This window comes from Natrinema salsiterrestre (genome assembly GCF_029502005.1).
Classification (GTDB): Archaea; Halobacteriota; Halobacteria; order Halobacteriales; family Natrialbaceae; genus Natrinema; species Natrinema salsiterrestre.
The window spans coordinates 193,133-215,819 of record NZ_JAMQOT010000006.1 but is presented as its reverse complement, the minus strand read 5'-3'; the positions used below and the strand labels follow the sequence as shown (position 1 = coordinate 215,819).

Below are 22,687 nucleotides of genomic sequence, written 5' to 3'. Positions count from 1 at the left end.
CCTCCGTGCGCTGTGTGCACACATGAACGGTGAGACTATCGACTCCGAGCTCGAGAGCGAGCTCCACAGCGTCTGTCGGACGACGGTCGGCGACGAACTGCGCAGTATCACGTACTTCACCGAGGACGACGTCGAGCAGCTGTATCTCCGATCGGATCTGGAGCAGACCGCCGATCTGATCGGGTTCGCCGAACACGAGCGGCTGGGCTTTCGCTCGCAGTCGGCCTACCGGAACACGCAACTCGGCGAGTATCAGGCGACGATTCGGATGTTCGAGAACGGCTACCTGTCGCGGGTCATCCGCGGTCCACACGGCGTCTGGGTGACGACCGACGAGATGTCGATGGAGCGGTTCGAGGAACTCACGAGCGCGCTCGCGTCGGTACTCGATAGCTTCGCGGACACCGTCGCCGTCGAGCGCGAGGAGTGAGCCGTCGGGACCGCGCTCACTGAATTTCGATCTTCCGGACGAACTCGAGGTCGCGGATCGCGGTGATCACGTCACCCGGGAGCTCCTCGTCGGTGATCAGGTAGAGTCGCGGTTCGTCCGTGAACTCTGGATCCTCGCTGATCGTCTGGCGGATCGAAATGTCGTGATCGGCCAGCGTACCCGTGACCTGGGCGACGATTCCCTTCTGCTCGGCGTCGCCGACCTCGATAGAGAGCACCGTGAGGTCGAGGACCGGTGCCAGATCCATCAGGCTCGGCACCTGCGAGATGTTCTGGAAGATCCGGCGCAGCTCGGGGTCCTCGAGAATCACGTCGGTCGTCGAGTCGACGACCCGTCGGTCGACACCGATCTCGCGGGCGATCCCCGTGTTCGGAATTTCGATCCCGCCCGATACGACTCGTCCGTCGTCGTTGACCGAGAAGCCCCGCTCGAGCAGCAGGCGAATAACTGCCTGCTGACTCGGCGATCCCTCGAACTTCTCCATGATCTCGTCGAACATTCGATGTCGGCTGTACGGACGCGTCAGTATAATGCCCAGTGATCGACGTCGCTCGAGTCGGGCTCTCCCGTGAGCGGCGAGGGGTTCGACGGCCCGCACGCCCGTCTGACGGGTGGTTTTTTACTCCCTCCGTGATAGCCGACACTATGCGCGAACTCCGGAACTGTGACTTCTGTGACGCCGACGCCGTCGGCGCGTTCGAGATCGTCCCGCCCGAACTCGAGCCGACGGAGGCCGAACAGCGCCGCGTCGTCTGTTGCCCCGACTGCAAGGAGCGCCTCGAGACCCTCATCGAGCCGCTACTCGCCCGTGCCGGTGCCGACGGAAAGGGACCCGAGAACGGGACGGACGAGGCGACTGCGACCCGGGAAACGGACGGCTCCGGGTCCGTCGTCGCCACCGCCGACGAGTCGACGGAGAACCGATCTCGGACGGCCAGCCCGAGCGCGAGCGTCTCGGACCCGACAGACGGAGCCGACGCCGAAGACGGGGCCGCTTCCGACTCCGAACCCGGATCGACTACGGAATCCGTTCTCGAGGATGGGATCACCTTCGAGCGCGACGAGCGAGCGGACGAAAGCGGGGCCGAGCCGGACTCCACGACCGACGCGGGGGCCACGTCCGATTCCGCGGACGCGGTCGACGCCGACGACCGGCCGGAGCCAAACGACGCGCCGACCGAGTCGTCGACCGATCCGTCGGCGGGCTCGCCGAGCCGGCCCCCGGCGGCGTACAACAAGGTCGTCCGTCTCCTCCGCAACCGCGAATTCCCGATGAAACGAAGCGCCGTCGAAGAGCTCGCCGCCGGAGCTTACGAGCTCGAGAGTCACGAGGTCGAAGCGATCGTCGATCACGCGATCGAGGACGGCGAGTTCGTCGAAGAGAACGGACGGCTTCGCCGCCCGTAGCAGGTCGCGACCGCCGGTCGCTGTCCGGCTCCCGTTACACGGTGAGGAAAGGTGTCCCCACCGACGGCTACAGCGTTCCCTTCGTACTCGGCGTCCCCTCCCGCCGCTCGTCGAGCCGCGTCGCGTCGTCGAGGCTCCGCGCCAGCGCCTTGAACAGGGCCTCGACCTCGTGGTGGGCGTTCTCCCCCGCGACCTCGACGTGGAGCGTCAGTCCGGCGTTCATCGCGAGCGACTCGCCGAAGTGCCTCGCCATGTCGCTGGTGAACTCGCCGATCTGGGCCTGCGAGAACGTGCCGTCGAAGTAGAACCGCGGCCGGCCGCTTACGTCGACGACCACGCCCGCGACGGCCTCGTCCAGGGGGATCCGCCGGTCGGCGTAGCGAACGATCCCAGCCCGGTCGCCCAGCGCCTCGTCGAGCGCCTCGCCGAGGACGATCGCCACGTCTTCGACCGTGTGGTGGTCGTCGATCTCGAGGTCGCCGTCGCACTCCACCGCGAGGTCGAACAGACCGTGCTTGGCGAACGACGTCAACATGTGGTCGAAGAACCCGATGCCGGTGTCGACCGTGGCCGTGCCGCTGCCGTCGATCTCGAGCGTGCACTCGATCGTCGTCTCGGCAGTCTCGCGCGTGACAGTCGCCGTTCGCTCGCTCATGAGAGAGTCATTCCGCCCCCGGTACAAGGGGATTCCGCTCGTCGCCCTCGGCACGTCGCCGGCGGGGGAACCTGATCGAAGTCGGACAGTTCCGGTGCCAATTCAGAATAAGGGAATTAAAACCGATCATGAAATGTCTGGCTCTTTCTAAAGCGGTTTAAAAACGTCAGTTGTATACCATTAACGAGGTAAAACGGACCGAAACGGCGCCAATATTCGGCCTGTTATATGATGGGTTGGGTGAATGTCTTACTCGAGCAGAGGTGACCCGCTTCGATGTCCAACCCCTCCCCCCTGTCGAACGAATCGATCGCCCCGTCGAACCACGAGGCAACGCCCCGCCGCGAGTACTACGACCGGTTCGTCCGCTCGCTCAAAGGACCCGTCCAGTTCCTCTCGTTCTGGGCCGCTATCGCCTTGCCCTTCATGTACATTCCCCTCCTCGTACAGGGGCTCGGCGATACGACCGTGATAGTGACGTTCGTCACCTTGCTGGCGGCCAACGTCCTCGCCCTCTACGTCGGTCACGGCTACGACGGTTGAGGGTTCGCGTCGCCGCCTGAGTCCTCGGCCGCCGGTCCGCGTCCCGCTCGGGTTCGATCCGTCTCGTTCCATCCGAACTGTTATTCCGCTCGGTCGTACAGATACGGCTGTTCGATGTTGATTCGCGTCGACTGGCGCTCGAGCTGTAGTCTCACCGGGCTGGTCCTGAAATGGCTCGCCGTCCCGTTAGGCGCGCCGCTCGCTCTCGCGTTCGTCGACGGCACCGATCCGCTTCCCTTTCTCGTCACGATCGCGGTCACCGTCGTCCTCGGCGTCGGTCTCGAGGCGCTGACGGACCATCACGAGATCGGTCAGCGGGAGGCGTTCCTGATGGTCGCACTGACGTGGCTCGGCGTCGCGCTGGTCGGCGCGATCCCGTTTCTCCTCGCGGGGAACGGTGTGCTCGCACGGCCGGTCAACGCCGTCTTCGAGAGTACGAGCGGCGTGACGACGACGGGAGCGACGGTAATCGCTGACTTCGATGCACACCCTCGATCGATCATGCTCTGGCGGGCGATCCTCCAGTGGCTCGGGGGGCTCGGCATTCTGATCGTCGCGATCGGCCTGTTCTCCCATCTGCTCGTCGGCGGCGCCCAGCTGATGGAAACGGAATCCCAGACGCAGAACGTCCGCAAACTTCGGCCCCATCTCGACGAGACCGCGCGGCTCATCTGGGGACTGTACGTCGGACTGACGGTCGTCACGACGCTCCTCCTCCTTGCGCTCTCCTGGATCGGGATCGCACCCGAAATGGACCCGTTCAATGCCGTCGCACACGCGCTTACGAGCGTCTCGACCGCCGGCTTCTCGCCCCAGCCGGACAGCATCGGTGCGTTTTCGCCGGCGGTCCAGTGGACGCTGATCCCCGTCATGATCCTCGGTGCGACCAACTTCGTCCTCCTCTATGCGATCTCTCGGGGCGAGTTCCGGCGTCCCCTCGAGTCCGACGAGTTCCGCTTCTACCTCGGGTTGCTCGCGTCGGTTACGGCGATCGTCGTCGTCACCCTCGCGCTCGATCCCGACCTCGCGATGGGACTCGAGCCGACGGTCCGTCACGGCCTGTTCAACGTGGTCTCGATGGTGACGACGACGGGCTACGCCTCGGCGAATTTCGATCTCTGGTCGCCCGGCGCGAAGCACATGCTGTTCCTCTGTATGTTCACGGGGGGAATGGCCGGGTCGACGACGTGTTCGATCAAGTCGCTCCGCTGGCTGGTCATCGGTAAGACGTTTCGTCGGAACCTGTTTACCGCCGTTCACCCGGACGCCGTTCGCCCGGTCCGACTCGACGACGCCGTGATCGACGAGGAGACCGTCGGCGACGTCTTCACGTACGTCATGCTCGTGGTGGTGATCTTCTTCCTGTTGACGGTCGTCATCGTCGTCGACTCGGCCCGCGTCGGCAATCCCGTCGACGAGTTCGACGCGCTCGGTGCCGCCGCCTCGATCTTCCTCAACATCGGTCCCGCGTTCGGCGTCGCCGGCCCGTTCGACAACTACCTGGCCTTCTCGCCGTTCACTCGGACGGTGATGATCGTCATGATGTGGGTCGGCCGCATCGAAATCATCCCGGTACTCGTGCTGTTGACGCCGACGTTCTGGAAATCATAACCGAAATTTTGCTCTGCGGTCTGTGACGGCGACGGCAGCTACGCTGCCGCACGCCGTCGCGTCCCTCGGCAAAATTTCGATCAAAAGCACCGGAAGACGTTCCTGCTCACTTCGTTCGCGGGCTGCGACTTCCGAGCCTTCGTTCGCTCCGCTCACGAAGACGCTCCTCCCTCCGTTCCGGGCCGCACAGCGGCCCTCCACATCGGTCGTCGGCCCGCTCGCTCGCTGCGCTCGCTCGCGGTCACCGAACTGGGAACGGCCTGCCCTCCCCCGTTGAGCGGAAGCTTACTTCTGCGATGCGTGTCAGAGCTTGCTCTGACAGTGGGTCACACGGCTCTCGCGTTGCTCGAGCCGTGTTCCCGGCCCCGACAACTGTCGGGACACCGACCGCGACGCCTCGTCAGGCGTCGTCGACCGCTGCCTGCGCCTCCGCGAGCGTGAACTTCCCCTCGTAGAGCGCGCTGCCGACGACGACCGCGGCCGCACCGGCATCGGCGAGCGCCCGGACGTCCTCGAGCGTCGCCACCCCGCCGCTCGCGATCACGGGGATATCGGTCGCCGCGACCAGTTCGCGGACCGGTTCGGTGGCGACGCCCTCGAGTCGGCCCTCGACGTCGACGTTCGTGAAGAGGATCGCGGCGGCGCCGAGGTCCGCGTACCGCTCGGCGGCTTCGACGGGCGAGATCCCGGCCCCTTCGGTCCATCCTTCGACGACGACTTCGCCGTCTTTCGCGTCGAGGCTCACGACGACACTGTCCGGATGCGCCTCGCTGATGTCCGCGACGATGCCGGGGTTTTCGACCGCCGCCGTGCCGAGAATGACGCGGTCGACGCCCCGCTCGAGCAGGTCGATCGCGTCGTCGGCGGTGCGGATCCCGCCGCCTAACTGGGTCGGCACCTCGACGGCGTCGATCACGGCATCGATGGCGTCCGCGTTCTCGCGTTCGCCCTCGAACGCGCCGTCGAGATCGACGAGGTGGAGCGTGTCCGCGCCGGCGTCGATCCACCGCCGGGCGGCCTCGACGGGGTCGCCGTAGGTCTTCTCCGTGCCGCGTTCGCCCTGGACGAGCTGGACGACCTCGCCGTCCTGAATGTCGACCGCCGGGATGACCTCGAACCTCCCGAACTCGCCGCTCGCGTCGTCGCTGTTCATACCAGTGAGCGCGGGCCCGGCGCGAGTAAAGGCGACGGTTTCGATGACCGCCATCGCCGCGACACTGTCGTTTATCTTTACGGAATTATTACATGTGTGGTCGGTGTGGACCGTTCCATGCCGCTGTCGGCGTGCGGTTTCCTCGCACAGGCGACGACCGCGCAGCCCGACGTGACGACCGACGTCCTCGTCGTCTTCGGCGTCGTCGGCTTCGCGCTGGTCCTCTTTCTCACCGAGCGCCTGCCGATCGACGTCACCGCGATCCTGTTGATCGTCGTGCTGGTCGTCCTCGAGCCCTGGACGGGGATCGATCCGGAGACCGGCATCTCGGGATTCGCGAACGAGGCGACGATCACCGTGCTGGCGATGTTGATCCTGAGCGGCGGGATCAGCCGGACCGGAATCGTGCAAGAGCTCGGGCGACGGATGGCCGATTTCGCCGGCGAAAGCACCCGAAAACAGGTGTTCGCGACCGTCGCCGCGACGGCTCCCGTCTCCGGCTTCCTGAACAACACGCCGGTCGTCGCGCTGCTGGTGCCGATCGTCACCGACGTCGCGAACCGGGGAAACACGTCTCCCTCGAAATTGCTCATTCCGCTCTCCTACGCCTCGCAGCTGGGCGGGATGCTCACCCTCATCGGCACCTCGACGAACATCCTCGCGAGCGACGTCAGCGCCCGACTCGGCTCCGAGTATCCCGAGCTCCACCGGTTCTCGATGTTCGAGTTCACGAAACTGGGTGCAATCGTCGTCCTCGTCGGCTCGCTCTACCTGATCTTCGTCGGTCACTATCTGCTCCCCGAACGGGTCCCGCCCAACGCAGACTACCTCGAGGAGTACGCCGTCGGTAACTATCTGGCCGACGTCGCGGTCGTTCCGGGGTCTCCGCTCGCGGGCGGGACCGTTCGCGACGCGACCGCGGCGCTCGGACCGGCCGTCGACGTGGTTCAGGTCGTTCGCGAGGGGGAGCGGTCGGTCGCACCGCAACAGGGCACGTCGCTCGCGGAAGGCGACGTCCTCGTCGTGCGGACCGACCGCGACGCGATCACGACGCTCGAGGACGCGGCGGGCGTCGAACCGCTCGGCAGACCGGCCGGGGCCGCGGCGCTTTCGACGTCGGACGAGGGCGTGCTCACTGAACTGGTCGTCTCCCTGGATTCGCGGCTCGTCGGGGAACGCCTCGATCTCGAGTGGTTTCGGGAGGAGTTCGACGCCGCCGTGCTCGGGCTGCGCAGCCGCGGCGAACTCGTCGGGGATCGCATCGTCGGCACGCGCCTCGCCGTCGGCGACACGCTGCTCGTGCAGGCACCGCCGGAGACGCTCGACCGGCTCGCCCGCGGCGACGACGTGATCGTCGCTCGCGAACCCCCTCGACCGGATTACCGCACCGAAAAGGCACCCGTCGCCGTCGCCATCATGGTCGGCGTCGTCGCCGTCGCCGCCCTCGAGCTCTACCCGATCCTCGTGTCCGCGCTCGCGGCCGTGGTTGCGATGGTCGTCACGGGCGTGCTCGAGCCCAACGAACTCTACGACGCGGTCGAGTGGGACATTATCTTCCTGCTCGCGGGGGTGATTCCGCTGGGGATCGCGCTCGAACGAACCGGGGCAGCGGCGCTGCTCGCGTTCGGAATCGTCGAGGCCGCGGCGGTGCTTCCGGCGATCGCGGTTCTCTGGCTGTTCTACCTGCTCACGGCGCTCCTGACCAACGTCATCAGCAACAACGCCAGCGTCGTCCTGTTGATTCCGGTCGCGGCGGCCGCGGCCGCGGGGATCGACGCGAATCCGTTCGCGTTCGTGCTGGCGGTGACCTTCGCCGCGAGCACCGCCTTCCTGGGGCCGATCGGCTATCAAACGAACCTGTTCGTCTACGGTCCCGGCGGCTACCGGTTCAGCGACTACGCCCGGATCGGCGCACCGCTACAGCTGCTACTGTCGGTCGTCACCGTCCTCGGAATCGCGTTCTTCTGGGCGTTTGATGACCGAACCCGTCTCGTCCTCAGTCGACGCTCGTCTCGTCGTCCGTCTCCGATCGGTCGATCGGGGATCTATCGCTACTGCACACGTATCACACTGACAACCGAACCCCGAGGGACCTCGTTCCTGCCACCGGTTTCACAGAACGGGAGCGAATGGGCGAGTTTTTAGTATCGGCTCGCGTGACTTCCGAGCGTGAACGCGGAACCGCTGCTTATCGTCGGAATCCTCACTGCGATCTTCGTCGGCTACAACATCGGTGGCTCGACGACCGGACCAGCCTTCGGACCGGCCGTCGGCGCGAACGTGATCACGAAAGTGATGGCCGCCGGACTGATGTCGATCTTCTTCTTCGTTGGGGCCTACACGATCGGCCCGAACGTCGTCGATACGCTCGGCACCGGTCTCGTCAACGACACCTCCATCTTCACGCTGCGCTCGAACGTCGCCGTGCTCTTCTTCATCGGCGGCGCGCTGTTCGTCGGTAACTACGCGGGCGTCCCCGCATCGACGTCGATGACCGCAGTCGGGGCGATCGCCGCGCTCGGGCTGGCGACCGGCGAGCTCAACTGGGACACGCTCGGCGAGATCGCCGTCTGGTGGATCGTCGCGCCGATCCTCGGCTTCTGGGTGGCCGGCGTCGTCGGTCGGTACTTTTACCCCCGAATCAACGCCTGGGTCGCTATCGAGAGCAAACAGGGCGGGAGACCGATGGTCTCGATCGACAACTCGGGCCTCGTCCCGCGACTCCAGTTCGGCGTCGATGCCAATCGCCGGGAGATCACCGGTGCGCTGGTGGTCGTCGCGATCGGCTGCCTGATGGGCTTTGCATCGGGGACGAGCAACATCGCCAACGCGATCGCGCCGATCTACGGGACCGGCGACGTCGGGATGGTGCCGCTGATCCTGATCGGCTGTGCAGCGGTCGCGGTCGGCTGCTTTACGATCGCCCGCCGCACCCTCGACACGCTGGGCAACGACATCACGAACCTCCCGCTGACGGCGGCGATCGTCGTCGCGGTCATCAGCTCGGGCATCGTCGTCGCCCTCTCCTCGATCGGTATCCCCGCGAGTTTCGTCGTCATCGCGACGATGAGCATCGTCGGCCTGGGGTGGGGGCGAGCGACCCGAACGACGACGCTGTCGGGCGTCCGGGCCGGCGAAGAGACGCGCGTCTCCGTCGGGGCGCTGACCGCCGAAGAGGAGGGCGAACGCTCGCCCGAGATCGGCGAGGAAGACGTCGAGGACATCCCCAAGGCGTCGGATCTGTTCGACCCCTCCACGACCGCCCGCGTCATCCTCATGCAAAACGTCGTCCCGGCCATCTCGACGATCGGAGCCTATCTCACCTTCCGATTCGTGCCGATTTTCGGGTTCTGAACGGTCGCTCTCGTCGTTCCCTCCGTTCTCGAGTTCGGCAATCCGAACTGCTGGACGACGTCGCGTGTCGTTTTCGGCCCGTCGGTTCCGTTACTCGTCCGCCCGGCATTCGTCTCTTTCGTGGGTCCCCTCGCGAAGACATCCGTCGACACCCCTCGCAGGGACATCGATCGGGCGACTCCCGATTGGTTTCGAATCCGGCAAAGAACGCGTCCCTCGTTCGAATTCGTCCGAACATTTCTTTTTTCTCTTCCGTTCGGTCGCTGATATTGTTCGAAACCGGGACGTTCTTTCCTTCGAATTGGTCAATTTTGACTGATAGACAATTTAGGACTGAACAGCAAGCTATACCAGTCCGGGACTCGAATCACAGAGTGATGCCCACGGTAGAATACCTCAACTACGAAGTACTGGACGACCAGGGCTGGGACATGGACGACGACAATCTCTTCGAGGAGGCCGCCGACGCCGGCCTCGACGACGAGGACTACGGCACGCTCGACGTCGCCGAGGGCGAGTACATCCTCGAGGCGGCCGAAGCCCAGGGCTACGACTGGCCCTTCTCGTGTCGCGCCGGTGCCTGTGCGAACTGCGCAGCCATCGTCTTCGAGGGCGAGATCGACATGGACATGCAGCAGATCCTCTCTGACGAGGAGGTCGAGGAAAAGAACGTCCGTCTGACCTGTATCGGGTCGGCGGAGACCGATGAGGTCAAGATCGTCTACAACGCGAAGCACCTCGACTACCTGCAGAACCGCGTCATTTAACGACGTCCCGCGCAGCGATCGACCCCACCCCGGTTCCCGGGGTGCGTTTTATTCGCTCTCCCGAGTCGCATCGCCCGAGCAGCGCCCGCTCCGTCGATTTTCGAAGACGCGCTCGAGTCGATCTCGCGAAATCCCGTCGAGAGCGCTGTCGGCGTTCTCCGTTCATCGCGTCGTCCGGTGCTCCCGACGAGCCGATCCGTATCGCTTTCCGACGCATCCGGAACGCAGGCCGGTCGCAAACGTCGATCGCGTTCGCGGAGCGGGAACGCGACCGACGCGACCCCGCGGCCGAATACGAGACTCGTGACAGGTTCCCCCGCTGGTCGACGAGTTCAGTACCCTCTCTGAGTCCAAATAGCCGGTTCAGCGCCCGAGCGGACCGCCGTCTCCGAGGGATCGCTCTGCGGTCACGAGCTCGTGTACAGCGACGAGGGCGACGACGGCGACGGCGATGAACGCGCCGTCGACGACCGTCGGGAGGAGGCCGAGCGAGACGATCAGCGTCGTCGCGCAGGCGGGCGGGTGGACCGTCTCGGTCGCCAGCATCCCGCCCGACGTCAGGACGACGGCGACGATGCCGCTGGCCACCAGTCGGAGTTGCGCGATCGCGAGCATCGGTGCGGCAGTGGACACTTCGAGACCCGGTGCGATGGTGTGGTACGCCACCAGCCCGGTGACGATGCCGACGAGATGGCCGCCGATCACCCGTCGCGGCGCGGTGACCTCTCCGTCCCGAACGGTCGCCAACAGAAACGCGGAGGGGCCGAGACTCGGGAAGAGCAGCGCTTGCCCGGTCACCCAGGCCAACAGTCCGGGGATCGCGAGCAGGACGCCGACGTACAGTGTCGAAAACGCCGCACCCTCTCTCATGGCCGCTGCCTTGTTAGCACGGACGGATATACTGTTCGTTGTACCGGTCCCTCGAGCGGGACGGATCTGCCTGTGTCTTCCGTACCGAGCGGCCGATATCCTTATTTGGCGATGTGACCGATATCGAGCGTCTCTTGCCGACCTGTCCGTTTGCCTCTCTATACCGAACGAACGACTATGAGGGTATACCGAAAGATTTACTCAGAAGGATGTACTTTTTCCTCATACGTGTCGTCAAGGCATCACACGGAGAATTCCCGGAAGGGGACGCCCGCTCCGTGATGGGGGGCACGTAGAATTCAAAACTATGGCAGACAACGATACACCTCTTTCGCGCCGTACCGTGCTCAAATCGACCGCTGTCGCAGGAGCGGCCGGCCTGGCCGGCTGTACGGGTGGCGGTAACGGCTCGGGGTCGGACGCCATCGAGCTGCTCCACGCCTGGTCTTCCGGCGACGGAAACGCCGCCATCGAAGCGCTCGTCGGAGGGTTCAGGGAGGAACACCCTGACATCGAGTTCGGCGAAGATCCGGTCAACGGTGCCGCTCGGAGCAACCTCGACCAGGTCGTCTCCAACCGGCTGCAGGCCAACGACCCGCCGAGTACGTTCCAGACGTGGCCGGGCCAGACGCTGACGAAGTTCGGTGATGCATACGCCGATATCGAGGGCGACGTGTGGACCGACGACCTCAAGAACAACTACCTCGCGGGCCCGAAGGAGCAGGCCCAACTCGACGGGACGTACGTGACGGTCCCGCTCAACATCCACCGCATCAACAACCTCTTTTACAACACGTCGGTCCTGGAGGAGGCGGACGTCGATCCCGAGTCGCTGTCCACTCCCGCCGACGTCGTGGACGCCTGCGAGGCCGTCTCGCAGAACACCGACGCGGTCCCGTTCGCACACCAGACCAGCGGTTCGTGGTCGACCACGCAGCTATGGGAGACGATCCTGCTCGCAGAGGGTGGCATAGACGGCTACAACGCGTTCATCGAGGGCGACGGCGACGTCGATCAGGTCCGATCCGCGCTCGAGAACGTCGTCGAACTCAGCGAGTACTACCCGAGCGACGCGTCCTCGATCAGCTTTACGGAGGCCAACACGATGGTCATGGAGGGCGACGCCGCGTTCATCCATCAGGGTGACTGGGCGGCGGGTGCCTACAGCGGCAACGACGAGTTCAACTACGGCGAGGACTGGGGCCAGATCACCTACCCCGGCACGAGCGGGAACTACCTGCTGAACATGGACTCGTTCCCGTACTTCGACAACAACCCGTCGGCGGAGGCGACCAAGACCTTCCTCAGCTACTGTGGCACCGCCGAGGCTCAGGTCCTGTTCAACAAGGAGAAGGGATCCATCCCGCCGCGGGAGGACGCCGACGTCTCGGAGCTCAACACGTTCCAGCAGGACCAGTACGAAGACTTCACGAGCTCGGACAACCAGCCGCCGTCCATCGAACACGGGCTGGCCGTCTCGCCTAACATAAAAACGAACATCAGTGACGCGTTCAGTGGCTTCCTCGAAGAGAACGACCCCGACGCGACTGCGGACGCGCTCATCAGCGCCTTCCAGTAAGAGAGGGCCTCAGAGTATTATATTATGCGCAAACTGATAGCCAGAGTCCGGAATCGCTGGTCCGACAGCGACGTCCGTACGGACGGCGGTGAGGTCTCCGCAGAGCGCTCGCTGTTGCGTCGCGATTCGATTCGCTCGGCCCCCTTCTGGTTGCCACCCTTCCTGCTCGTCGGGCTGTTCGTGTACGGTGCCGTCCTCTGGAACTTCGTCCTGTCGTTGACCGATTTTCAGGGCCTCGGTGCCCCCGATTACAGTTCTCTCGACTTCGAGAACTACGTCATCGCGTTCAACGGCGGAACGCCGACGTGGTCGGAGCTGACGGTCGATCCGGTCTGGAACTCCCTCCAGAACACGATCATACTGATGGTCGTGTTCGCCGTCGTCTGTCTCGTGCTCGGATTGCTGTTGGCAATCCTCGTCGACCGAAATATCCGCTTCGAGGACACGTTCCGGACGATCTACCTGCTCCCGATGAGCCTCTCGTTCGTCGTCACGGCGAAGTTCTGGCTCTACATGTACAACCCGCAGACGGGGCTGATCAACGCCGCTATCGGGCTGGTGGGAATCGGGCCGGTCGAGATCGTTCAGAACCCGGACCTGAAGCTCGGAGCCGTCGCCTTCGCCCTGATCTGGCAGTTCAGCGGCTACGCCATGATCGTCTATCTGGCTGCGCTGCGGGGCATTCCGACGAGTCACTTCGAGGCGGCACGCGTCGACGGTGCGAGCACGGTCCGGATGTACTGGCGCGTCATCATTCCACAGCTCCGGACGGCGACCGTGAGCGCGCTGGTCGTCATCACGGTGTTCGCGCTGAAGGCGTTCGACTTCCTGTTCTCGATGTACGGCGGCTACCAGCCCGGTCCGTCGGCCGACATCCTCGCGACGCGGATGGTCAGGGAGGCCTACGCCAATCAGAACTGGGCGTACGGGTCGACCATCGCCGTCATCCTGTTCGTCATGGCACTGTTCATCGTGACACCGTATATTTACACGCAGTACACGCGAGGTGAACTATGAGCGGCGCAACGAGCGACGAGAGTGCGACGACGGCGACGAGCGACGAGACCGAAACGCGCACCGCTCTCAACCGAGTCGTCCTCTACGCCGTCCTGGTCGGGATGGCAGTGTTCTATCTCATCCCCATCGAGACGGGGCTGATGACGGCCATTACGGACCCCGGTACGTACACCGGGTCGACGCCGTATCTCCCACCGCTCGAGCCGCTGGTGCCCGGTACCGGCTCGTTCTCGCTCGAGCCGTTCGGGAACGCGTTCGACGGGCTGTCGAGGGGGCTGGTCAACAGCGTCATCCTCGTCGTCCCGGCCACGATCCTGTCGGGACTGCTCGGGAGCATGGCGGCGTACGGGCTGACGAACGTCGACTGGCGCGGTCAGGTCGGCATCTACGCGCTGTTCATCGCCGGCATCTTCATTCCGTATCAGGCGGTTCTGGTGCCGCTGACCCAGTTCTGGTACAACGTGGTGCCGCTGCGGACGATGTTCGTCGCGCTCACCGGCATCCCCTTCGTTCAGGAGTACCACTGGAAGCTGGTCGCGCTCATCATTACCCACACGGCGTACGGGATTCCGATCTGTACGCTCCTGTTCCGTGCCCACTACAAGAAACTCTCCAGCGAGATGATCGAGGCGGCCCGGCTCGACGGGGCGTCGGTGTCGACGATCTACCGTCGCATCGTGCTGCCGCTGTCGATTCCGATGTTCGCGGTCGTCTTCATCTACCAGTTCACGCAGGTCTGGAACGACCTCCTGTTCGCGTTGACCATCGTCCAGTTCGGCGAGGCATCGGTCGTGACCCAAGAGCTGGTGGGGATCGGCGTCTCCCAGTCGGGGACGAACTTCCCGCTGCGGATGGCCGCGGCGATGCTGGCGGCGTTCCCGACACTGATCGTCTACATCCTGTTCGGCGACAAGTTCGCCGAAGGGGTGACAGCATGACCCCCCTGACGACTTCCACAGGTGATTCACTATGGCAGAACTAACGCTCGATACGGTAACGAAGGTGTTCAACGACGGCGACAGCAACGAGATCGTCGCCGTCGACGGCGTAGATATCGACATCGACGACGGCGAGTTCCTCGTGCTCGTCGGCCCCTCCGGCTGCGGGAAATCGACGACGCTCCGCATGATCGCGGGTCTCGAGACGGTCACCGACGGCGAGATCCGCCTCGGTAATCGACTGATCAACAACACGCCGCCCGCCGACCGGAACATCGCGATGGTGTTCCAGTCGTACGCGCTGTACCCGCACATGACCGTCCGGGAGAACATGCGCTTCGGGCTGGAGGAATCGACTGACATGGCCGACGACGAGATGACGTCGATCGTCGAGGAGACGGCCGCGATGATGGGTATCGAGGACCTCCTCGATCGCAAACCGTCGGAGCTCTCCGGCGGTCAGCAACAGCGGGTGGCGCTCGGCCGCGCCATCGTCCGCGATCCGGAGGCCTTCCTGATGGACGAGCCGCTCTCGAACCTCGACGCCAAGCTCCGCGCGACGATGCGGACGGAGCTCCAGCGGATTCAGGAGGACCTCAGCGTGACGACGGTCTACGTCACGCACGACCAGACGGAGGCGATGACGATGGGCGACCGCATCGCGGTCCTCAACGACGGCGTCCTCCAGCAGGTCGGCACGCCACTGGAGTGTTACCACACACCGAACAACCGATTCGTCGCCGGCTTCATCGGCGAGCCGTCGATGAACTTCTTCGACGTGACGCTGTCGGACGATGCGCTGACCGGCGAGCGTTTCTCCTATCCGCTCCCCGGCGACGTTCGATCGTCGCTGGGCGACGCGACGGAGTTCACGCTCGGCGTCCGGCCGGAGGACATCGAGTTCCACGCGACGAAGTCCTCGGTCGGCGAACACGATTTCGAATGCGTCGTCGACGTGGTCGAACCGGTCGGGGAGTCGAACAACATCTACCTCCGATTCGCCGACGACGACGGCCCCGATCCGGACACGTTTATCGTCACGATCAGCGGGATGCGAAACGTCTCCAGCGGCGACCGCGTCGTCGCCACCATCCCGCCGGACGCGATCCACCTCTTCGACGACCGCGACGGACGGGCGGTGAAAAATCGCTCGCTGTCCGAGGTCGACGCCGTGGCACCGACCTGACTCGAGTCGCGACGGCGGTTTTCCCCGGTTGATTCGTTTCGTCCCGTTATTTCGAACGGACGCTCGTGACCGCGGAGCCGACGGCTCGCTCCCCCTCTCGAGCGCTCGCCCGAGCCGAAAACGTAACGCTCCTTCGCTCGAGAGAGCTATCCGTGACAGTTTCCGGCGTCTCGGCGACGAGTCCGGACCTCCTTCGACTCGTCGCCGTTCCGGTCTTCGCCTGGGCCGCCTACCGCGATATCGAGACGCGGCGGGTCTCGAGTGCCGTCTGGATCCCCCTCTCGCTGCTCGGTGCCGCGCTGTTGGCCTGGGAGGGATGGCTCTCCTGGACCGCCGGCGGGACCGCGTGGACCTACGAGTTCCTGATTCCGACGGCGATCAGTCTGGGCGTGGTCGTCCCGATCGCCTACCTGTTCTGGTGGTTCGGCGGCTTCGGTGGGGCCGACGCGAAGGCCCTGCTCGTCCTCGCCGTCCTCTTCCCGACGTTTCCCGAGTACGCCTTGGGATCGGTGACGCTGCCGCTCGAGACGACCCGCATCGGGACGTTTTCGTTTACGATCCTGACGAACACCGTCCTCGTCGGGGTCGCGCTCCCGCTCGCCCTCGCCGTCCGCAACGCCGCCGCGGGCCGGATCGCCCCGGTCATGTTCGTCGGCTGGCCCGTCTCCTGGGATCGGATTCCGGAGACCCACGGCCGCCTGCTCGAGACGCCGACGGGGCTCTCTCGCGGCGGGCTCGACCTCGACGCGCTGCGGATGTACCTCCGCTGGCGGGGACTCTCGCTGGCCGATCTGCGCGAGCGGCCCGACCGATATCGGGACCCGGCGACGCTTCCCGACGAGCCGAACCCGCCGACCGACGGCGCGGTGACCGCGGACGTGTCGGTTCGCGGAGACGGCGGCGCGCTCGAGTCGGATCCCGACGAGGATCGCGACCCGGATCCGGCGTCAGCCGCGGAGTACGACGATCCGTGGGGTGCAGCCGCCTTTCTGGACGATATCGATAGCTCGGCATACGGAACGACGCCCGAGACGCTCCGCGAGGGGCTCGAGGTACTCGCCGAGGAAGAGACGGTCTGGATCTCGCCGGGGACGCCGTTTCTCGTCCCGATCTTCGTGGGACTGGTGATCGCGCTGGGCTACGGCGATCTGCTGTTCGGGATCCTGTTCTAGCGCAGCGTCCGCTCGTACAGCGGGACGAGCGCCGTCCAGACGAGCACGAAGGCGACGCCGACGCCGATCAGCGCCAGCCAGGCGTCGCCCCTGCCGGTGGGGGCTCCCTGCGAGAGGAGGACGAAGGTGCCCGCGAACAGCAGACAGCAGACGAGGACGCTGCCGAGCTCGAGGGTGATGGCGACGGGGTGGGCGCGAAACTGGGCGGCGATGCCGGCGAGCGTCATACGCGACACTCGGTCGGTGATCGGAAAAACGTCACGGCGATCGAACGCGTCGGTCGCGCCGCGGATCGGCGTCGGAGTGGCGATCGCAGCGTCCGGCGTCGGCAGCGCTTCCGGTCGATTCAGGCTCGAGACTCGATGTCGGCGGCGATGTCGTCGAGTTCGTCGTCCGCGAGGTCGGGCCGCTCGCCCGCGACGGCGTGGATGGGGCCGCCGCCGTCGCCCTCGAAGCGCGGAACGATGTGGCAGTGGACGTGGGGGACCTCCTGCCCCGCGGCCTCGCCGTTGTTGAACGCGACGGTGGTCGCGTCGGCGTCGACCGCGTCCTCGACGGCGGGAACCATGCGGTGGATGGTCGCGTAGAGGTCTGTCGCCACGTCGTCGGGCACGTCATTCAACCGCTCGTACTCGTCTCTGGGGACGACCAGCGTGTGGCCCGGGGCCAGCGGGTTGGCGTCGAGGAAGGCGACCGTCGTCTCGTCCTCGTACACGATTCGCGCGGGGATCTCCCCCTCGATGATCTGGCTGAAGATCGTACTCATGCTCGAGTGTGTGTCGGCCCATCCCAAGAAGGTTACCCGACCTCACCGCACGCTATCGATCACCTCCACCACCTCCACCTCGCGGGGGTCGGGTCCGATCGCGATGCGGTAGCCGTCGTACTCGAAGCGAACGGCGACGTCGCCGGTCGACTCGAGCAGCGAGCCGAGCGCCTCGGGGTCGACGGTCTCGCCGAGCGGAGGGAGCGCCGTCGACTCGCGGCCTTCGAGGGCCGCGACGCGCTCGAGTGCAGCAGCGATGGTCGGATGCATCACGAGTCGGCACCCGTTCGTCGGTCGATTGTCGTCGCAGCGAACACCGACTCGCAGTGCGGACGCGTGCCCGCGCCGCCAGTCGGTTCCGTGCGTTCGTCGGTACCACAGTCGCCGTGTCCGGGGATGCGCGTGGACATGTATCTCTCTTAGGGGTGGCCCCGTCGTACCGAAGAGCAACTACGCTGCTGGAACTGATGCGGCGAGACGTCGGCACATCTTTATTTCATCGCTGTCAAGCGTGAGTTGCTCCCGCTACGCGGGAGTTTGTGTGAGCCGGAGTGCTGGTTGGACCCGTGCGCTCCGGCTCTGCGCACTTTCGTGCGCGTTTCTCTGGTACTCAACCGGTCGTAAAAAACGTTAGGATACTGAACTGTTCGGCGGTCTCTCTCGTCACTGCAGGCCTCGAATGGGCCTCGCCGTTCGACTCCCACCGAATTCCCGTCGAACTCTCGCTCGAGCATCGTCCGAACACCGCCTGATCCATCGAGTGACGGCAAGCAGCTTTGATCGCTTCCCTTCGAAGCCGCGTCGCGCTCCGCCCGGCGACTGTTACACGTCCGTCCCGACCGTCTCCGCCAGCACCTCGCGGATCGCCTCGAGATACCCCTCCGGTTCGTATCCCAGCCGGCCGATCCAGACGTCCTGATAGGACGGATGGAGGATCGGCACCAGCCACACGTCGAGGCGCTCACAGCGCACCGGTTCGAGGACGCTGTCGATGAATCCCTCGAGTTCCCGATCCTCGGCCGCGAGCACGGTCTTCGTCGCGTGCTTGCCGGTGGCGAGGACGACCGAGGGATCGATCGCCTCGAGTTCTGTCAGCAGGTGGGTTCGACAGCTCGCGCGCTCTTCGGGAGTGGGCTCGCGGTTGCTCGCCGGGTCGTCGGGATCCGCTGGGAAACACTTCACTGCGTTCGTGTAGTAGGCGTCGTCGCCGTAGCCGATCTGAGCGACCATCCGGCGAATGCGCCGGCCGGAGTGGCGCGAGGTGTAGGCCTTGCCGGTCCAGTTCCCGCCCTGCCAGCGGTCGGCTTCCAGGTCGCCGTGGCCGGGAGCCTCCCCGACGACTACGATATCGGCGTCGCGGTCGCCGGTCCCCCACGAGATGCACTCTCGGGAGTCGGCTAAGGCCGGGCAGCGGGTGCAGTCGGGCTCGAGGACGTTGCGGTCGCTCGGATAGGCGGGGTCGTCGGTTGGTACCGATTCGGATTCTGCGTCGGGATCGGACGCGGGCACGTTCGGAGGGACGGCTGCAGCGGTTTTAGCCCGGTCGGTTCGGCGCGCTCGCGGCCGTGCGATCGAGTCGCACGCGAGGGGACAGGTTTACGGTGGCTGGGCGGATACAGGCGTGCTAATGACATCGATCGGCCCGGAACTACTCGTGGAATCGCTCTCGTTGATCCTCTACACCCTCGTCGCGGGCGCGTTGACGGTCGGCGGCGTGCTCGTCGAACAGGCGAGTCTGCAGCATCTCGGATCGGGCGAGGCGATGATCGCGGTCTGGCTGGCCGTCCTCGGCGGCGTCATGCTCTACGCCGGCGCGTACGGAGTCGGCTACCAGAAGGTCCTCTCGCAGTACGTCTGAGCGCTGAATCGCGACTGGGTTTCCCGAGCGACCGGATCGAGAGATCCGCGATATCGATTCCTCTTTACTGTCGGAAGCGATTAGGTCGGGTATGAGCAGGTTCGACGAGGTCGACGACCAGTACGACCCACACGAACTCGAGCAGCAGGTGTTCGAGTACTGGGACGAGGTCGACGCCTACGAGCAGACGGTCGAGCATCGATCGGACGGCGAGTCCTACTTCTTCGTCGACGGCCCGCCGTACACGTCGGGCTCGGCGCACATGGGAACCACCTGGAACAAGTCGCTGAAGGACGTCTACCTCCGCTTCCTCCGGATGCAGGGGTACGACGTGACCGACCGCCCGGGCTACGACATGCACGGGCTCCCCATCGAGACCCGCGTCGAGGAGCGACTCGGGTTCGAGAACAAACAGGACATCGAGGAGTTCGGCGAGGAGAACTTCATCCAGGAGTGCAAGGACTACGCCAACGAGCAACTCGAGGGGCTCCAGGAGGACTTCCAGGACTTCGGCGTCTGGATGGACTGGGACGACCCCTACCGGACGGTCGAACCGGAGTACATGGAGGCCGCCTGGTGGGGCTTCTCGAAGGCCGCCGACCGCGGCCTCGTCGAGAAGGGCCATCGCTCGATCTCCCAGTGTCCGCGCTGTGAGACCGCCATCGCGAACAACGAGGTCGAGTACGAGGACGTCGAGGACCCCTCGATCTACGTCAAATTCGACCTCGCCGACCGCGACGGGTCGATCGTCATCTGGACGACGACGCCGTGGACGGTCCCGGCGAACACCTTCGTCGCCGTCGACGAGGACGGGGACTACGTCGGCGTGCGCGCCGAGAAGGACGGCGAGGAGGAACTCCTCTACGTCGCCGACGCGAAACACGAGGAGGTCCTGAAAGAGGGCCGCTACGACGACTACGAGGTCGTCGAGGAGTTGTCCGGCGAGGAACTGCTCGGTTGGTCCTATGAGCACCCCCTCGCAGAGGAAGTGCCCGACCACGTCGACGCCGAGGGCGCGTTCGAGGTCTACGCGGCCGACTACGTCGATACCGACGGCGACGGGACCGGGCTCGTCCACTCCGCACCGGGCCACGGTGAGGTGGACTTCGAGCGCGGTCGCGAACTCGGCTTCCCGATCTTCTGTCCCGTCGGCGGCGACGGCGTCTACACCGAAGAAGGCGGCAAGTACGCGGGTCAGTTCGTCAAAGACGCCGATCCGGAGATCACGGCCGACCTCGAGGACAACGGCGCACTGCTCGCCTCCGGCACCGTCAATCACAGTTACGGCCACTGCTGGCGCTGTGACACGGGGATCCTCCAGATCGTCACCGACCAGTGGTTCATCACGATCACGGACATCAAGGAGGATCTCCTCGAGAACATCGAGGACAGCGAGTGGCACCCCGAGTGGGCCCGGGACAATCGGTTCCGGGACTTCGTCGAGGAGGCCCCCGACTGGAACGTCTCCCGACAGCGCTACTGGGGAATCCCGCTCCCGATCTGGACGCCGGAGGATCGGGACGACGACGAAGACCGAATCGTCGTCAGCGACCGCGAGGAACTCGCCGAGCGCGTCGATCAGGACGTCGACGCCGACGACGTCGACCTCCACAAGGACACGGTCGACGATCTGACGATCACTGACGGGGACACTACCTACACCCGCGTCCCCGACGTGTTCGACGTCTGGCTCGACTCCTCCGTCGCGTCGTGGGGCACGCTGGACTACCCCTCGGACGACAGCCGATTCGACGAGCTCTGGCCCGCGGACTTCATCCTCGAGGCCCACGACCAGACCCGGGGCTGGTTCTGGTCCCAGCTGGGGATGGGCACCGCCGCGCTCGGCGAGAGCCCGTATCAGGAGGTCCTGATGCACGGCCACGCGCTCATGCCCGACGGTCGCGCGATGAGCAAGTCCAAGGACATCCTGATCGATCCCCACGAGGCGATCGACCGCCACGGGCGGGACGTGATGCGCATGTTCCTCCTCTCGAACAACCCGCAGGGCGAGGACATGCGCTTCGACTGGGACGGGATGCAGACGATGGAGAACCACCTCCGGACGCTGTGGAACGTCTTCCGGTTCCCGCTGCCGTACATGCGCCTGGACGAGTTCGACCCCACCGAAACGACGCTCGAGGACGTGGATGAAGACCTCGAGCTGATCGACGAGTGGGTGCTCGCCCGCTTGCAGTCCACGAAGGCGGAGATGACCGACGCCTTCGAGGACCGCCGGCAGGATCGGGCGCTCGACGCGCTCATCGAGTTCGTCGTCGACGACGTCTCCCGGTTCTACGTGCAGGCGGTCCGCGAGCGCATGTGGGCCGAGGAGGACAGCGGCTCGAAACGGGCCGCCTACGCGACGATCTACCGCGTACTCCGCGAGAGCATCGCCCTGCTCGCGCCGTACGCGCCGTTCATCAGCGAGGAGATCTACGCCACGTTAACCGGCGAGGACGGGTTCGACACCGTCCACATGGAGGACTGGCCGGCGGTCGACGAGTACTTCCAGGACGACCGGCTCGAGGTGGACGTCTCGCTCCTCCGCGCGATCGAGGAAGCCGGCGCGAACGCCCGCCAGCAGGCCGGCCGCAAGCTGCGCTGGCCCGTTCCGCGCGTCGTCGTCGCGGCGGACGACGAGCGCGTGGTCGACGCCGTCGAACGACACACCGAACTGCTCGAGGACCGGCTCAACGCCCGCGAGATCGAACTCGTCTCGCCCGATGATCGCTGGGAGGAGCTTCAGTACAGCGCGGAAGCGGACATGAGCGAACTCGGCCCAGCCTTCGGCGACCGCGCCGGACAGGTCATGAACGCGCTCAACGAGGCCCGCATCGACGAGCCGAGCCTCGAGGCGATCGAGGACGCCGTCTCGGACGTCCTCGAGGACGGCGAAGAGATCACTGACGAGATGGTGTCCTTCGTGACGCAGACGCCCGACAGCGTCGCCGGCACTGCCTTCGGAACCGACGGCGACGATCGCGGCGTGGCCTACGTCGATGCTTCGCTGACCGACGACATCGAGAGCGAGGGCTACGCTCGCGAGGTCATCCGCCGCGTCCAGGAGATGCGCAAGGACCTCGAGCTCGACGTCGAAGAGCGGATCGCGCTCGAGTTTTCCATCGACGACGAGCGGATCGCCGACCTCGTCTCGGACCGGAAGGACCTGATCAGCGAGGAGGTTCGCGCCGACGAGCGCCGGGACGTCGAGGACGGCCACCGCAAGGAGTGGGAGGTCGAAGGCGTGACGATCGAAATCGCGATCGAGCCGCTGGCGGCCGCGGAAGCGTCGGACTAGTCACCGCCGAGCGGCGCGAGGACTGAGCGAATGCGAAGTCCTCGATAGCGAACGGGAACGAA

The 22,687-nt window shown here is 65.4% G+C and carries 22 protein-coding genes; 14 read left to right on the top strand and 8 right to left on the bottom strand.

Annotation, left to right across the window (positions count from 1 at the left end):
- Positions 1–22 precede the first annotated feature (22 nt).
- Entirely contained in the window at positions 23–430 is a 408-nt protein-coding gene (locus tag NDI89_RS17340; protein WP_277523257.1) for a DUF7522 family protein, read from the top strand.
- Between the two features lie 16 nt (positions 431–446).
- Here NDI89_RS17340 and trpY read toward each other — a convergent pair whose 3' ends face one another.
- Positions 447–950, bottom strand: coding sequence for a TrpY family transcription regulator (trpY, locus tag NDI89_RS17335; protein WP_277523256.1), 504 nt, complete (start codon positions 948–950; stop codon positions 447–449).
- 146 nt (positions 951–1,096) lie between these two features.
- Here trpY and NDI89_RS17330 point away from each other — a divergent pair, with 146 nt between their 5' ends.
- A complete protein-coding gene (locus tag NDI89_RS17330) occupies positions 1,097–1,858 on the top strand; it encodes a hypothetical protein (protein ID WP_277523254.1) in 762 nt (253 codons plus the stop codon).
- A gap of 67 nt (positions 1,859–1,925) precedes the next feature.
- On the opposite strand, the gene hisB is transcribed toward NDI89_RS17330, so the two are convergent.
- Entirely contained in the window at positions 1,926–2,513 is a 588-nt protein-coding gene (gene hisB, locus NDI89_RS17325) for an imidazoleglycerol-phosphate dehydratase HisB (RefSeq protein ID WP_277523252.1), read from the bottom strand.
- Positions 2,514–2,789: 276 nt separating this feature from the next.
- Between hisB and NDI89_RS17320 the strand changes: the two genes are divergently transcribed.
- Both NDI89_RS17320 and NDI89_RS17315 read left to right on the top strand, forming a co-directional pair.
- Complete coding sequence (locus tag NDI89_RS17320; RefSeq protein WP_277523250.1) at positions 2,790–3,056, top strand: DUF8028 family protein; 267 nt, start codon at positions 2,790–2,792, stop codon at positions 3,054–3,056.
- A gap of 114 nt (positions 3,057–3,170) precedes the next feature.
- Positions 3,171–4,667: a TrkH family potassium uptake protein gene (locus NDI89_RS17315; protein ID WP_277523248.1), complete on the top strand. Its 1,497-nt coding sequence runs from the start codon at positions 3,171–3,173 to the stop codon at positions 4,665–4,667.
- Positions 4,668–5,067: 400 nt separating this feature from the next.
- Here the strand turns inward: NDI89_RS17315 and hisA are convergent, their stop codons facing one another.
- Positions 5,068–5,820: a 1-(5-phosphoribosyl)-5-[(5-phosphoribosylamino)methylideneamino]imidazole-4-carboxamide isomerase gene (gene hisA, locus NDI89_RS17310; protein WP_277523247.1), complete on the bottom strand. Its 753-nt coding sequence runs from the start codon at positions 5,818–5,820 to the stop codon at positions 5,068–5,070.
- Positions 5,821–5,937: 117 nt separating this feature from the next.
- Here hisA and NDI89_RS17305 point away from each other — a divergent pair, with 117 nt between their 5' ends.
- The 3 genes from NDI89_RS17305 to fer all read left to right on the top strand — a co-directional run bounded on the left by NDI89_RS17305 (position 5,938) and on the right by fer (position 9,941).
- A complete protein-coding gene (locus NDI89_RS17305; protein ID WP_277523244.1) occupies positions 5,938–7,965 on the top strand; it encodes an SLC13 family permease in 2,028 nt (675 codons plus the stop codon).
- Positions 7,966–7,989: 24 nt separating this feature from the next.
- The gene (locus NDI89_RS17300) at positions 7,990–9,174 is read left to right on the top strand and encodes an inorganic phosphate transporter (protein WP_226004778.1); all 1,185 of its coding nucleotides are present in this window, start codon (positions 7,990–7,992) and stop codon (positions 9,172–9,174) included.
- A gap of 377 nt (positions 9,175–9,551) precedes the next feature.
- Positions 9,552–9,941 carry a ferredoxin Fer gene (gene fer / locus NDI89_RS17295; protein WP_226004777.1) on the top strand — a complete coding sequence of 130 codons (390 nt, stop codon included), beginning with the start codon at positions 9,552–9,554 and terminating at the stop codon, positions 9,939–9,941.
- 363 nt (positions 9,942–10,304) lie between these two features.
- Here the strand turns inward: fer and NDI89_RS17285 are convergent, their stop codons facing one another.
- Positions 10,305–10,811, bottom strand: coding sequence for an HPP family protein (locus NDI89_RS17285; protein ID WP_277523240.1), 507 nt, complete (start codon positions 10,809–10,811; stop codon positions 10,305–10,307).
- A 307-nt stretch (positions 10,812–11,118) separates the two neighbouring features.
- On the opposite strand from NDI89_RS17285, the gene NDI89_RS17280 reads away from it, so the two are divergent.
- From NDI89_RS17280 to NDI89_RS17260, 5 genes are all read left to right on the top strand, one after another.
- On the top strand, positions 11,119–12,390 hold the full coding sequence (locus NDI89_RS17280) for an ABC transporter substrate-binding protein (protein WP_277523238.1): 1,272 nt from the start codon (positions 11,119–11,121) through the stop codon (positions 12,388–12,390).
- Between the two features lie 24 nt (positions 12,391–12,414).
- Complete coding sequence (locus NDI89_RS17275) at positions 12,415–13,407, top strand: carbohydrate ABC transporter permease (RefSeq protein WP_277523236.1); 993 nt, start codon at positions 12,415–12,417, stop codon at positions 13,405–13,407.
- A complete protein-coding gene (locus tag NDI89_RS17270) occupies positions 13,404–14,345 on the top strand; it encodes a carbohydrate ABC transporter permease (protein ID WP_277523233.1) in 942 nt (313 codons plus the stop codon). The genes NDI89_RS17275 and NDI89_RS17270 overlap by 4 nt, the downstream gene beginning before the upstream one ends.
- A gap of 31 nt (positions 14,346–14,376) precedes the next feature.
- A complete protein-coding gene (locus NDI89_RS17265) occupies positions 14,377–15,531 on the top strand; it encodes an ABC transporter ATP-binding protein (RefSeq protein WP_277523230.1) in 1,155 nt (384 codons plus the stop codon).
- Between the two features lie 152 nt (positions 15,532–15,683).
- Positions 15,684–16,703 (top strand): A24 family peptidase, encoded by a 1,020-nt coding sequence (locus NDI89_RS17260; RefSeq protein ID WP_277523228.1) that lies wholly within the window; start codon positions 15,684–15,686, stop codon positions 16,701–16,703.
- Here the strand turns inward: NDI89_RS17260 and NDI89_RS17255 are convergent.
- The 4 genes from NDI89_RS17255 to NDI89_RS17240 form a co-directional block, all read right to left on the bottom strand.
- Complete coding sequence (locus NDI89_RS17255) at positions 16,700–16,930, bottom strand: hypothetical protein (RefSeq protein ID WP_277523227.1); 231 nt, start codon at positions 16,928–16,930, stop codon at positions 16,700–16,702. The genes NDI89_RS17260 and NDI89_RS17255 overlap by 4 nt on opposite strands.
- Positions 16,931–17,049: 119 nt before the next feature.
- Positions 17,050–17,469: an HIT family protein gene (locus NDI89_RS17250; protein WP_277523226.1), complete on the bottom strand. Its 420-nt coding sequence runs from the start codon at positions 17,467–17,469 to the stop codon at positions 17,050–17,052.
- 42 nt (positions 17,470–17,511) lie between these two features.
- Positions 17,512–17,739 carry a HalOD1 output domain-containing protein gene (locus tag NDI89_RS17245; protein ID WP_277523224.1) on the bottom strand — a complete coding sequence of 76 codons (228 nt, stop codon included), beginning with the start codon at positions 17,737–17,739 and terminating at the stop codon, positions 17,512–17,514.
- A 552-nt stretch (positions 17,740–18,291) separates the two neighbouring features.
- Complete coding sequence (locus NDI89_RS17240; protein WP_277523222.1) at positions 18,292–18,978, bottom strand: uracil-DNA glycosylase; 687 nt, start codon at positions 18,976–18,978, stop codon at positions 18,292–18,294.
- A 118-nt stretch (positions 18,979–19,096) separates the two neighbouring features.
- On the opposite strand from NDI89_RS17240, the gene NDI89_RS17235 reads away from it, so the two are divergent.
- On the top strand, positions 19,097–19,327 hold the full coding sequence (locus NDI89_RS17235) for a DUF8151 family protein (protein WP_277523221.1): 231 nt from the start codon (positions 19,097–19,099) through the stop codon (positions 19,325–19,327).
- A 91-nt stretch (positions 19,328–19,418) separates the two neighbouring features.
- On the top strand, positions 19,419–22,625 hold the full coding sequence (ileS, locus tag NDI89_RS17230) for an isoleucine--tRNA ligase (RefSeq protein WP_277523218.1): 3,207 nt from the start codon (positions 19,419–19,421) through the stop codon (positions 22,623–22,625).
- Positions 22,626–22,687 lie beyond the last annotated feature (62 nt).

Coding starts and splice junctions, on each gene's coding strand:
- NDI89_RS17340 (WP_277523257.1), top strand. CDS start 23: ATGAACGGTGAGACTATCGACTCCGAGCTCGAGAGCGAGCTCCACAGC.
- trpY (WP_277523256.1), bottom strand. CDS start 950: ATGTTCGACGAGATCATGGAGAAGTTCGAGGGATCGCCGAGTCAGCAG.
- NDI89_RS17330 (WP_277523254.1), top strand. CDS start 1,097: ATGCGCGAACTCCGGAACTGTGACTTCTGTGACGCCGACGCCGTCGGC.
- hisB (WP_277523252.1), bottom strand. CDS start 2,513: ATGAGCGAGCGAACGGCGACTGTCACGCGCGAGACTGCCGAGACGACG.
- NDI89_RS17320 (WP_277523250.1), top strand. CDS start 2,790: ATGTCCAACCCCTCCCCCCTGTCGAACGAATCGATCGCCCCGTCGAAC.
- NDI89_RS17315 (WP_277523248.1), top strand. CDS start 3,171: ATGTTGATTCGCGTCGACTGGCGCTCGAGCTGTAGTCTCACCGGGCTG.
- hisA (WP_277523247.1), bottom strand. CDS start 5,820: ATGAACAGCGACGACGCGAGCGGCGAGTTCGGGAGGTTCGAGGTCATC.
- NDI89_RS17305 (WP_277523244.1), top strand. CDS start 5,938: ATGCCGCTGTCGGCGTGCGGTTTCCTCGCACAGGCGACGACCGCGCAG.
- fer (WP_226004777.1), top strand. CDS start 9,552: ATGCCCACGGTAGAATACCTCAACTACGAAGTACTGGACGACCAGGGC.
- NDI89_RS17285 (WP_277523240.1), bottom strand. CDS start 10,811: ATGAGAGAGGGTGCGGCGTTTTCGACACTGTACGTCGGCGTCCTGCTC.
- NDI89_RS17280 (WP_277523238.1), top strand. CDS start 11,119: ATGGCAGACAACGATACACCTCTTTCGCGCCGTACCGTGCTCAAATCG.
- NDI89_RS17275 (WP_277523236.1), top strand. CDS start 12,415: ATGCGCAAACTGATAGCCAGAGTCCGGAATCGCTGGTCCGACAGCGAC.
- NDI89_RS17270 (WP_277523233.1), top strand. CDS start 13,404: ATGAGCGGCGCAACGAGCGACGAGAGTGCGACGACGGCGACGAGCGAC.
- NDI89_RS17265 (WP_277523230.1), top strand. CDS start 14,377: ATGGCAGAACTAACGCTCGATACGGTAACGAAGGTGTTCAACGACGGC.
- NDI89_RS17255 (WP_277523227.1), bottom strand. CDS start 16,930: ATGACGCTCGCCGGCATCGCCGCCCAGTTTCGCGCCCACCCCGTCGCC.
- NDI89_RS17250 (WP_277523226.1), bottom strand. CDS start 17,469: ATGAGTACGATCTTCAGCCAGATCATCGAGGGGGAGATCCCCGCGCGA.
- NDI89_RS17245 (WP_277523224.1), bottom strand. CDS start 17,739: ATGCATCCGACCATCGCTGCTGCACTCGAGCGCGTCGCGGCCCTCGAA.
- NDI89_RS17235 (WP_277523221.1), top strand. CDS start 19,097: ATGACATCGATCGGCCCGGAACTACTCGTGGAATCGCTCTCGTTGATC.
- ileS (WP_277523218.1), top strand. CDS start 19,419: ATGAGCAGGTTCGACGAGGTCGACGACCAGTACGACCCACACGAACTC.